Here is a 12,216-nt window from a genome sequence, read left to right on the forward strand (position 1 = left end):
ATTATATGGAGGATATTGACTTTATGGGCCACGTTATGAATAAAACCAGAACTTATTTTACGTTTGCAGCAGCACTTGTGTTTTCGCTGACAATGTTGACTGCAAATAATTTATTCGGTCAAAATGCGCCAGAGCTCACGCAGGCAAGCTATTCTGCCGAATCACATTCGATCACCTTAACCTTTGGCTCCCAGGTCTATGCAGAACATTCTCTACTGGGCCTTATAGAGATTGATGACGACTTTGGTGGGCAGACACCCAATATCCATCTGGATACCGCGCAGGTGGTTACAGAAGGCGTCACCAATCAGGTGGTGATTGACCTGGTGTCCGGTGGAAGTGTTGCACTGCTAAAAGATTTTGAATCTCTGGATACCGGTAATCTGCAGATTATTGCAGAAAGCGGGGCCTTCCTTGCAGCTGACAGTATTACCTATTCTGATCCAGTATCCCTTGTTGACTCGGTGATGGTGAGTTATGCCGAATATTCAGGACGTACTTCCTTGGAAAGTGCTGCCTACGATGCGTATCTGAATCAGGTGGATTTGGTCTTTAATCGACCTGTATTAGTCTCAATGGTGGGCGAGCTGTCTTTGACCATCGGAGATGGGGCCGGTAGTGTACCGTTTCAGGGGTCTGTGGATATTTTTCAGACAAGCGACAATGATACAATTCAGATGGACCTGAATTCCCGACTGGCCCAGGCAGTTGAGCAACTGGACCTGAACTCCCTGGTCATTAACGGACCCAAGTGGGCATTTGTCGATACCTTTTACCGGGCTGTTCCTGCAATTGAAGGGGTCGGTGTCGCTGCGACGCCGGATACCGCAGCGTCCTTTAACCTGAACGCGGCTAGGTACAATAATCAGAAAAATACGCTGGCGATGGACTTTAACAGAACGGTACAGTTTGGTACCGTTATCGGAAACAGAGTGACATTTAATGCCGGTGGTGATTCGTATCTCCTGAAAGGCAACAAGTCAGAGCAATATAGAGATTCCACTGCCACGATTACCTTGATTCGAGAGGACCAGAGAAACGTGGAAAACCTGTTACGGGGAGCGGCCGGTTTTACGGTTGCCGTTGAAGCCTTCACTATTCAGGATCAGGAAGACAACGGGAATAACGCTTCCGAAGTCCCGGGTACCTTCGTGGATACACTAAATGCCGGGACACCGACCGTCACAGACACAGTGCGCTATGATGCGGAAACCAATACACTTAAAGTGAATTTTACGCAGCGCATGAATACAAATATCATTTATGAAGGATTTCATATTGTCAATTCAGCTGCTAATGACACTCTGACACTAAATGAGCCGGTGGAGGTGAACCGGGAAAATGCTCTGCAGACACTTGCAATAACGCTGGGCGACCGTGATGCATTTACCTTGGAATCAAATAGCAGTGCGGATAAATCCGGCAGTTTACATTTGGTTGTAGATGAATTTAGCGCATTTGATTTGGTGGATGGGAATGGCAATCTTCAGGTTGATGTTGATGACACCTTGCCGCTGATTTACACTGCTGATGCAACTGCACCGAATCTCGTCGAATTTTTCTACGATATGCGGAATGGTGTTGCTAGTTTTATGTTTGACAAGGAAACCGCTCTGGCGTCGGAACTGAGCTCGGGTGATGTGGAAGTTGGAGGCGTATCTGTTACGGGAATTGACAGCGTAGCGAATCCTGAACCGCATAGTGTTGCGTTATATGTGGATAGTGAAACAGAAGAAAGTCTGAGCCTCGCGAATCTGCCTGTGGCGAATCAGGTGGATTTATCCGTGAGTTACGGTAACGGGATTTTTGCCAATCTGGATGGAGTGGCGGCACAGAGCCAAACCGACGTGACCTCAGGGTTACTGAATGCTGCCGGCGAAGAAATTGCAGTCGGATACGGTCGGGAATTCTGGGTACGCAGTTTTGAGGCATTTGCACCGGCGCCCTCGCTATATCCGGCCTCGATTCGGGGAGTTGGAGACAAGTTAAGGGTCTATGTGAGCAATGCCCAGTGGCTGGAAGGGAATGTCACCCAACAGGATGTGGATACGCTGATAGCCAGGTTTGAGAGTGAAGCAGACAGTGGTATCTATAATTTTGTAACAACTACATATGGGTTGGAACCGAAGGATACCGATGGAGATCCGTTTATTAATGTATTGTTCTCCGACATCCTGGATGAATACGATCTGGGGCGGAACGATACCAACTCCGACTTATATGTCCACGGATTTTATACCGGCCAGGATACCCTAATGGTCCAGGAATATCAGTATTCCAATGAATCCGATCTCATTTATCTTGACTGTAATCCACAGACGATGACCGACGGTGAATTCGGCACCGGGCTTAATGCGATTACTAATGAATTCGTTAAAATGGTGCTTATTCAAAATCGGCCGGACCAGGAGCGGTGGATCCGTGAAGGCCTGGCAACGATGGCGGAATTTGGCATACTGGATGGTGAATATTCGTTATACGGCGGAGCAATCAATACCCCGTCGCAAAACCAGTTAACATACATTGAGGGATCACTGAAAACCCGGTCAGATGAAATCAATGCGTTTGCATTCCATCTGTACCTGTATGAGAAATATGGCGGCTTCGATCTCCTCGGAGAAATTGCTCAGAGTGATTCTGTCGGTATCAAGGCCGTTAGTGATGCGCTGAATACGTTTGGCGTTACCAAGACAATTGAACAGGTGTATGGCGATTACAGCGTAGCGTGCTTCCTTGATTTACCCCATGAGAATGATGTGTATAATGGTTTGTACTCAATCGAAAATTTGGCGTTAGACAATGCCCCGGTTAACAAAAATGCCACTCCATTAAACTGGAGCGAATCGAGTCCCGGGCCGTATTCACAGTCAGGGATTCAGCCGTGGTCGTTTAATTTTTATGCTAATATCGCCTATTCCCTTGATTTGCAGGGGAATCCTGTCCCCAAATCTCCGTTATTGGATGCCGACGGTCAATTCCAGTTTAACGGCCGGGATGACAGTCAATTTTCTTTGAATAAGGTCATGTTACGGAGCACGTATCTGGAACAGATGGATCCGGATTTCGCCGTAACACCGGTTGACAATTCCACGGAAGATGGTGTTGGAACCGTACCGGTCAGTGAAGAGGGATATGTGTTTGACAATGGGACTGCTGATGAACCGGTGACTGCGGATGAAAGCGCCGGACTGGCATTTTTAATTGTCGGAAAGACCGACGATGCTCCGGCGGCAAGCACCTATGATTTTGTGATTTCAAATTCCACATCGCCGCCGTCCTATGCAGACTTTCTGGCCACGCAAATTCCCACAAACAACCGGTATCTGAACCTCTATGTCATTTCCGAACACCGGATTTATGACGGTTTTGGTGTTGAGGGGCCCCGGGTGGAAATCTGGAGTGATGCCGATACGCTGGCCGGCGAAGTCCGGAACATTCAGACTATCGTGATGGATAAACTTTTCAGTCAGGGCCAGACTTCTGTTGTGTATCAGGGAGCGTACGAATTTACCTACGATGCGGAATACACCTACGATTTCCGGTTTTTTGGGCAGGATTTGTCCGGCAACTCTGCCGGAGGCGAGTCACTGGAAATCACCGCAATGAAATACGACGGACAACGTGCGGTGTCTATCAGCATTCCTGACGAAAATGGAACGATGAACCTGGCAGGTGAATCAGCGGAAGAGACATTCTTGACAGCCACGACTTTAAAGACAGATGTCTCTTTTGCCCCAGCGAAATTCGTGCAACCCAATGCCGGCGAAGCGGATAAACAGGTCAAAACCGTTTCTGACCCGTTTTTCTTTGGGCCGGTGAACCTTGAATTGCACAAACCAGCGGAAGTCTCCTTGGCCTACGATACAAATATAGAAGACCCCGGAAAGATCGGTGTGTATTATCTGCACAAAGGAGCGTGGGAATATATCGGTGGCGAAATTGATCCCGCGACGAATACAATAAGGACCAAAACAAAAAATCTCGGGTATTTTGTCCTGAAATCCGGAGCCCATCCGGACACACCAGAAGAATTACAAATTCCGGCAAAATTTGCCCTGTACCAGAACTATCCGAATCCGTTTAACCCGATCACCCAGATTAAGTATGGACTTGCGGAAGAGACCGTAGTCAACATATCTGTGTATAACTTGTTGGGGCAGCGGATTGCGACCCTGGTAAATAAATCACAGGCGGCTGGATATCATAGGATATCCTGGGATGCCACGAACGATTTTGGCCGGAAGGTGAGTTCGGGGGTGTATTTTATCAGGATTCGAACTCCTGAATTTACGGCGCACAAAAAAATGGTGTATTTACGATAAATATATTTTAGGAATCAGTTGAGGAGAAGTACACATATGAGACTTCACAATTCACTACACATTAAGCGGATTACCACCCTGCTGTTGGCAATAGGGGTACTCTTGGTGATGACGTCCTGTGATGACGGGTCCAAGCCTGATTATCTGTCAGAACCGGCCCCGAACGTTGAGAATTTACTTCAGTCGGGTTGGGAGAATTATATCAGCGGTGACTATAACACAGCCTATGATAATTTCTTCCAGGCGAGTGAACGCGATGCATCCGTACCGCAGATCTATTTGGGATTAGCCTATGTCAGCCTCCAGGTGGGGGATCTGGAGCAAGCCGTATCGAATTTCCAGAAAACAATAGCCTACGCTATTTTTGACCCGGATAATGCCGATATGTTGACATACAGCTCAAATGCGGGGTTGGCGATAACGTATCTAGCCATGAAGCGATATGAGAATTCGGTTAATTCTGCTACGACGGTCATTGATAATGCCCCGGATTTTGAATTTCATTTTGACAATTCTGTGACCATAGATGATATTTACCTTGTTCGTGCGTTAGGTAGCTTCCATATGAAGGATTTTGAACAGGCATACTATGATGTTCTTTCCGTAGATTCCAATGCGGATTTTTCCTCGGTGGTTTCCGAAGAAACGGTTAACGATGCGACCATCAGGTCGAATACTCGGGATTTGCCAAACGGAACAGCACAGTTTGAATTGCAGGGAAAAGATCTGGTGACGGTACAGTCTGTGGAACTGACGGAGAATGGTACAACCAGGTCCTATGAAATCATCGATTTTGTTCAGGGGGGTACAACGACAACTATTTTCGGAAATCCATTACCGGCTGCCGACCAAGCACTCGATGTGTCATATGTCCATGCCCCGGATTATGGAAAATTTTTAGATACCCTTATGGGGGAAGTAGTCCGGTTACGTGAGGAAAATCACTAATTTCAATGGGGAATTTTTGTAATCTTCTTTGAGATGAAAGGGGGTGCAGTTCATTTAATTGGTAAGTTTTATCTATAGCACACTAAATCTACTACACAACAAAGCAGGAGGAACCAGAATGAAAACCAAGCTATTGTCGTTGACTGTGGTTGGGGTTTTCCTCTTTTCCGCGGTGGCATTTGCAGCCAGCCCGAAAGAGAAAACTCTCTCCGCTGACAGGAGCGACCAATACCATGTTTTAACCCCGGCACAGGGGGAAGTCTCTGTGCAGCAGATTAATAAGAAAAAAGCCAAAAATGGTTTGGAAATTGTACCATTTAAGGCGCCTCAGGAGTCAAACAATTTGATGCTCCAGAGTTCCAATTCCGCATCAACACTGTGGACACTGGACCACACCGACGGTGTGGCGGAATTTTATCTCGGTAGTGGTGCTGCCGGTGATACCTTTGCGGTTGTCTTTACGCCTGCCGCCCCGTGCTCTGTCAAATTTGTTGAGACGTCCTGGTTTACCGCTGGGAATTATACTGCGTTTGCCGCAAAGTATTCGGAAGCGGCAAAGGCGGTCTCACCTAATGGAGAAGTCGGACAGATCGCACGTGGTGATTTTGACGGTTCGCCTATTGGTGAGCTCCTTGCACCGTATACACCGGGTAACGTACCTGAATACGGTATGTATCAGCGTATGCCCGACGATATCGGGAACTTCCAGGTTGGAAGCGATACCGAATTTACCACCGAACCGTTTGTGATTGGATTTGTCAAAGGTGGAGAAACACCACAGCCACTGGCTGATGGCGACCAGGCACCGATTACCTATACATGGTTCGGCGGTCCCTGGACAGACGGCCAGTGGGGACGGTATTCGGATGCTGTCGACGTCAGCATGGCAGTTTACGTGACTTATCCATGGGGTGCTCCGATTGCATTTACCGTAAATCAGCTCCCGAACACATACAATACCTCCGGTCCGTTCACAGCACGGTTCAGATTATTTGATGATGTTGACGAGGATGGCACGGCGATTACCAGTGACGATGCTATCACCTTCTATGCAACTGATGGCACTGATACGGTGGAAGTTGACCAGGCCAGTTTCACTGAGTATGACGTTGAAACCAGTGGCAACGGTTGGTATGAAGCCGAAATCAGCGGGTTGGACTTCTCCGTAGGCAGTGAAATTGCCTACTGGGTAGATGCGACTGATAATCAGGGCCTGTACGCGTCAAGTGATGCGAAATCGTTTACGGTCAAACAGCCCTCGAATCCCGATGCCGATGTGCTCGTAATCATGGACGGTGGCGTTGACCGGTCCTCCGTGTATTTTGACGTGTTAGACAACAACGGTATCGTATACGAGACATGGAATGCCGATCCGGGCGCCGAAAACGGCATCGATGCTTCTGTCATCAATTACGGATGGAATAACATCATTCTCTTTGGCTGGGGTGCTGGAACTATCCCGGCACTCGATGAAGAGGATCCGGGTTATGCAACGTTCCTGGATGGTGGTGGTAATTTGTTCTATTCCGATCAGGATTATTTCTATGCCCATGGTCTACCGGAAACAGGGAATTTCTCCCCTGATGACTTTGCCTACGATTATCTCGGACTGGGCTCATATACGAATGATCCCGAAGACGCTGACAGTGTCTTTACCGGTATCGATGGAATCGCGTCAGCAATTTCAGAGTATAGTGTTGAAGGCGGTTTTGCTATCTGGGATATTGCCGGTAATAACTGGTCCGATCCTGTAGATGCAGGTAATGGAACCGGTATTTTCCTGGGGTCGAATGACTCTCGGAACTACGGTGTCCAAAATACGACCGACGGTGGCGGAACTACGATTTATCTCGGATTCATGGCGGAAGCGAACGTCGATACCACCGCTGAAGGCGCGATTGTTCCGGGTGCCGCTTTTACCGACCTGATGAATGCGGTCCTTGGTGAATTTGGTGTAGCTTCACCGCCGCAGATTAGCAATGTTGCCGGGAATACCACCGCAACCTATGGTGACGGTCCGTGGACAGTCTCTGCCGACATCGTGGATTATAACGGTGACGCGATTACCGCGACACTGAAATACACCATTGATGGCGGTACGACCTGGAACGATGTTGCCATGAGCGATGACGGTAACGGAACCTTCTCCGGAGACATTCCGTCGCAGACTGATGAAACATTTGTTTCCTATTATGTGGAAGCAGAAGATGCCGGCGGACTAGTAAGTACTGATCCGGATGCCAATACTCCGGCACTGTCGTTTTGGAAGGGTAATGCCGACAATAACGTCCTGTTTGTCGATGATATGGGCGGATACTTTAGCTATTTTGGATCCTTCTGGAACCAGGTACTACCTGCCGATGCAGACGTATACAGCGTACCGAGTTACGGTATGCCGGATGCGACTGTCTTTAACACCAGTGCCCATACCACGATAATCTGGGCAGGTGATTATGCCGGTTCGGGTTCGCTCGATGCCGGATCCGCAGACAATGCGTTGAAGGCGTTCCTGGATGGCGGTGGGAACTTGTTCTTCGCCAGTGACGAATGGGCCGGAACCTATTACGATTGGCCAGGATTTGTCACACTGGAAGCCGGGCATTTTCTGTACGATTACCTCGGCGTTGAGCTGATCGAATCAGATGGTTCGATGATTGACTATGTTGAGGGACTCAGCGGTAATGCGCTGACTGACGGAATTCCCAGAGATTCGTTGGTAATACCGCTTGGCCAGGCAAATTATACAGACAGAACAGTCCCGGTTGGCGGGTATGACGGTTCCAACTATACAGCCTATACCGGCGTATTCAATAACAGCGGAACCTACAAGACAGTCTTCGTGCCGTTTATCTTCGGTGCCATTGATTCCTCGAATCGAAAGGCGCTGATTGATAACGCCATGGCCTGGTTTGCAGATGACGCTGCTGCCACAGGCGCCAACGGTCTTTTCGGACCGGAAGAAAGCGACACCTACACGGGAGTGAAGGATGTTGCGGGTAACCAGCCTATGCAGTTCTCGCTGGAACAGAATTATCCGAATCCGTTTAATCCGACAACCAACATCACATATACCATTCCGGCTGATGGCCATGTGACTCTGAGTGTATACAATATGCTCGGTCAGAAGGTGGCTACGCTCGTAAATACCCATCAGAGCGCTGGACAGTATACGGTCAATTGGACGGCGAAAGATAACTCCAGTATGCAGCTGGCCAGTGGTGTCTATTTCTACAGTATCCAGACGGAAAACTACAATAACGTGAAAAAGATGGTACTCATGAAATAGCGTTTTGATCTGTACAGTGCATAATTATATGCACCGGTAGTATTACAAGGGGGCGGGTTTTACCCGTCCCTTTGTATTTTATGGAGGAAATGATATAAATCCTGATGCAAATAAATTCTGTTTGCCTCATCTAATTCAAGGTTTTATCTTCGAGCGTTCATTATATAGATGTGTACTCACATATAAATAGCGGAAAATCCATGTTGAAAAAATTCTCTTACAATATGATCGGCCTCGTCCTGTTCCTGTTTGGCGGTATTATCCTGGCCTTTTGCGTCTTCAGTAACAGTGATAAGGAATACCGGATATACCTCACAGAGGACTTGCCGTTTATTTACCACATAAATCAGAATACCAAGGACGATTATTATATCCATATTCAGCAGGGAGCCAACACCTGGAATGACATACCCGGAAGTTTCTTTGAATTTGATTACGGCGGGGAGACCGGTGTATTTGAGGTCGCCCGAGATGATACCAATCTTGTCTATTTTGATGCAGGCGAAGGCGGAAATTTTGAAACAGGCACAAATACTATCGCATTCTCACTTACTTTTACCTCAGAGTCGGATACCTTCCGTTCCCTCGAATCTGACCTTATCTGGAACGCACGGGAATTTCCACCGGCATATAATGGTGAAAGTGATTTTATTGACCTCCAATCAACGATTACGCACGAACTAGGTCATCATATGGGAATGGGGCATTTTACCGAATTTGGCAGCCCGCCAGGATGTGGTGATGAATATCCGGATGCCACCATGGCTGGTGGGGTTGCTCCCGGAGATATAAATGGCAGAACACTTCATGCGCAGGATATTGCCGCTGCCATCGAGTTATATCCGGAGTGGGAATTATGGGTGGCTGTGAACGATACCTCCGGAGCGGAGATCCCGTATGCGGAGATTGAGCTCGTCGGAGCTACAGGGATTTTTACAATTGAACCGGAATCTATTCCTGGCCCGTATGATATTATGCAGTGCCCGGGTTACCTGGTTGGTGATTCAGTGCTGACAGATGCGATGGGTGAACGGTTTTTAACTGTGGATGATCCGTCATTTCAGCTGATTGTGAATGCCTTCGGATATACCGGTGATACCATCACCGTAGATTTCCAACCGGCCAATGATATCGTTGGACCGGAAATTATTCAGACTGATGTTGTTCTGGAACCGAAGCCATGGCAACGGATTCAGGTCAGTATGCAAGACAGCAGTTCGGGATCCCGGTTACACGGGACAGCCGAGTTCTACGGCATCGGTGATCCGTCACCGGCGCCGACTTCCGTCCTTTCACTCGAACAGGAAAAATCGGGTTCTGTCAATCTGCCTCCGGGGCAGTATGATGTCCATTTAGTGCCGGAATATCCCTGGGCATCTACCTGGTACGATTCGGTGACCATCGTGCCGGATTCTTCCTATGACTTGCCGGTGACGCCGGCACAGGTTCTGGTGATTTCGGGTGCGAAGAGCAGTACAAGTGATATAGAGTATACCACCATATTGGATACATCGGGATATAGATATCACTACTGGGATGTGAGTGTGATGGAGGATAGCCTGCCCCCATCGAATCAATTTTGGCGCTTTAAGCGGCCGATGAAGCTATTTTTAATTTCCGAGACGGAAAACGGTACCTATTTGAATAATGAATGGAAAAGTTATCTGCAAAATAATGCCGAAAAGATCGGGAATATCCTGCTCGCGGGAAACGATATTGCCAGCCGGCTGTTTTGGAATACAAATTTCCTGGACCTTGGAATACAAATAGACGGAAGCAGCTATACGAATAAACGGAATATGAAGACACCGGTGGATAATGCGTTGACGAGGAAGTGGGGTAAGTTCGAATATGAGCAGGTTTCACTGTCCGAGAACGCTTCAAATCAGGCAGTACTCGACACACTGGCAGGATACCCTAATACGGTCGCGTTAGAATATGAAAATGATGGGGGACCGGGGTTGGTATATCATGAAGGTGATAGCCTCAAGGTAGTGGTAGCGCCCTTTTCAATTTATGAGATGATTCAATTTGACCCCAAGTGGCAGCTAAACTCAGCGGATTTGCTCCAGCGAATTGATCAATGGTTTGATATCAGTATTCCAACAGCGATTGAAGATGATCCAGCTGCGGAAATTCCCGACGGGTTTACCATGATGCCCAACTACCCCAATCCGTTTAACCCGAGTACTACGATTACCTGGAATCTTCCGGCGCCTTCCGATGTCATGATCCGGGTTTACAACATCAGGGGACAGATAGTCCTGCAAAAGCAACTTGGTACAATGGAACCGGGGCAGCATAAGTGGACATGGGACATTAGTAGCAACCAGAACCAGAACCTCTCTAGCGGGATTTACTGGCTGGAGTTAACAGCTGCAAAGAAACGACGTATTCAGAAATTAATGTTGTTGAAATAGGGTAAAAATCATGAGAAAATTTATAATAAGTATCCTAGCAGGCTATACGGTTTTTCTGCTGACTCTCGGTTATCCGGGAATGGCAACCGGACTAACCATCGCCGAGGCTACAGTGGAGGAAGTGACTACAGAATCGGACCTGGTGGTGTATGGAACGGTGACAGACCAGTTCTCCCAATGGGATGCCACCGGTCGGAATATCTACACTTATAATGCCATCAGGATTTCGGAGGTGCTTCGGGGAGAGGGACTAGGTACAACGGTTGTGGTCCGCGAACTCGGAGGGAAGGTAGGCCCGGATGAGGCTAGAGTCAACGGGTTGCGATATCTCAGAGATAATGAAGAGGTAGTACTCTTTCTGCGGAAAACCGACGACGAGAATGTGTATAAAATTCACTCGTTTTCCTTGGGACTGTTCCTGGCCACCGAAAAGGATGGACAGACAGTGTTTCGAAACGCGTCCGGGAAAGTCCGCATGATGGATACTGACGGGACGGCCAAATCCTCAGGGTCTAATCAGGAAAACCGGTTTGAAAAAACAGACTTATTCCGTCGGATCCGCGATATTAAATAGTGCGGCAACCAGTGTCAGTAAGATATTAAACTAGAATTAGAAAGTGGAAATTCCCTGATCCCGATGTTGGGATACTTGCCTCAGAAGAACTCCCCGGCGGATTTTCGCTGGAGGCAAACTATCCGAACCCGTTTAATCCCAGTACGACAATCACCTGGAACCTTCCGGAGCAATCAAATGTCAGGCTCCGGATATTCAACGTCAGAGGGCAGCCCGTGCTGGAAAAGCATTTTGGATTAATGGATGCCGGGCGGCACAAATGGACATGGAGCGTAGCAAAGGAGCAGCTCCCCAGCGGGATCTACTGGCTCGAACTGTCTGCATTGAACGAGCAGCGCACCCGGAAGATGACGTCTCTGAAATAAGATTAAATTACCCCTTTCTTTAAAAAATATTTCCGCCCAGTTTCATTACCTTTTCGGCTTGAACAACTAAAAGGAAGGCTTCAATATGAAACCGACGAGACGAAGTATTGTGTTTGCGGCATTGAGTCTCCTGCTTTTCTCCTATGCTGCGTTCGCGGAACAGCCTGTTGCACAGGAGATGGCAGAAGACCTGAAGTCGGATGACTGGGCTTTCGTCAGTTTCCCGGATTTTTTCAATTTTGATGTCCCGAACCCGTGGCCACGCTGGGACCCGGCCGTGGATTGGTTTTTAAATCAGGTG

Annotated in this window: 7 protein-coding genes (1 of these 7 cut by a window edge); all 7 read left to right on the plus strand. The window is 48.0% G+C overall.

Annotated elements, in window-relative coordinates:
• Positions 1 to 35: 35 nt before the first annotated feature.
• Complete coding sequence (locus tag K9N57_16965) at positions 36 to 4,322, plus strand: T9SS type A sorting domain-containing protein (protein MCF7805874.1); 4,287 nt, start codon at positions 36 to 38, stop codon at positions 4,320 to 4,322.
• A 36-nt stretch (positions 4,323 to 4,358) separates the two neighbouring features.
• Positions 4,359 to 5,270, plus strand: a complete 912-nt coding sequence (locus K9N57_16970; protein MCF7805875.1) for a hypothetical protein — start codon at positions 4,359 to 4,361, stop codon at positions 5,268 to 5,270.
• A 118-nt stretch (positions 5,271 to 5,388) separates the two neighbouring features.
• Positions 5,389 to 8,556, plus strand: coding sequence for a T9SS type A sorting domain-containing protein (locus K9N57_16975; GenBank protein ID MCF7805876.1), 3,168 nt, complete (start codon positions 5,389 to 5,391; stop codon positions 8,554 to 8,556).
• A 200-nt stretch (positions 8,557 to 8,756) separates the two neighbouring features.
• Complete coding sequence (locus K9N57_16980; GenBank protein ID MCF7805877.1) at positions 8,757 to 10,976, plus strand: zinc-dependent metalloprotease; 2,220 nt, start codon at positions 8,757 to 8,759, stop codon at positions 10,974 to 10,976.
• 10 nt (positions 10,977 to 10,986) lie between these two features.
• Positions 10,987 to 11,550 carry a hypothetical protein gene (locus tag K9N57_16985; GenBank protein ID MCF7805878.1) on the plus strand — a complete coding sequence of 188 codons (564 nt, stop codon included), beginning with the start codon at positions 10,987 to 10,989 and terminating at the stop codon, positions 11,548 to 11,550.
• A 35-nt stretch (positions 11,551 to 11,585) separates the two neighbouring features.
• Positions 11,586 to 11,915: a T9SS type A sorting domain-containing protein gene (locus tag K9N57_16990; GenBank protein ID MCF7805879.1), complete on the plus strand. Its 330-nt coding sequence runs from the start codon at positions 11,586 to 11,588 to the stop codon at positions 11,913 to 11,915.
• A gap of 85 nt (positions 11,916 to 12,000) precedes the next feature.
• On the plus strand, positions 12,001 to 12,216 hold the beginning of the coding sequence (locus K9N57_16995; GenBank protein ID MCF7805880.1) for a metallophosphoesterase. 888 nt of this gene lie beyond the right edge of the window; the window shows 216 of its 1,104 coding nt (coding positions 1-216); the start codon lies at positions 12,001 to 12,003; its stop codon lies beyond the right edge, outside the window.

The sequence above is a fragment of the Candidatus Neomarinimicrobiota bacterium genome, from assembly GCA_021734025.1.
Lineage (GTDB): Bacteria > Fidelibacterota > JAANXI01 > JAANXI01 > JAANXI01 > JAANXI01.

Bases quoted from the DNA above. Each gene is read 5' to 3' on its own strand.
- K9N57_16965 (MCF7805874.1), top strand. From the start codon at position 36: ATGAATAAAACCAGAACTTATTTTACGTTTGCAGCAGCACTTGTGTTT.
- K9N57_16970 (MCF7805875.1), top strand. From the start codon at position 4,359: ATGAGACTTCACAATTCACTACACATTAAGCGGATTACCACCCTGCTG.
- K9N57_16975 (MCF7805876.1), top strand. From the start codon at position 5,389: ATGAAAACCAAGCTATTGTCGTTGACTGTGGTTGGGGTTTTCCTCTTT.
- K9N57_16980 (MCF7805877.1), top strand. From the start codon at position 8,757: ATGTTGAAAAAATTCTCTTACAATATGATCGGCCTCGTCCTGTTCCTG.
- K9N57_16985 (MCF7805878.1), top strand. From the start codon at position 10,987: ATGAGAAAATTTATAATAAGTATCCTAGCAGGCTATACGGTTTTTCTG.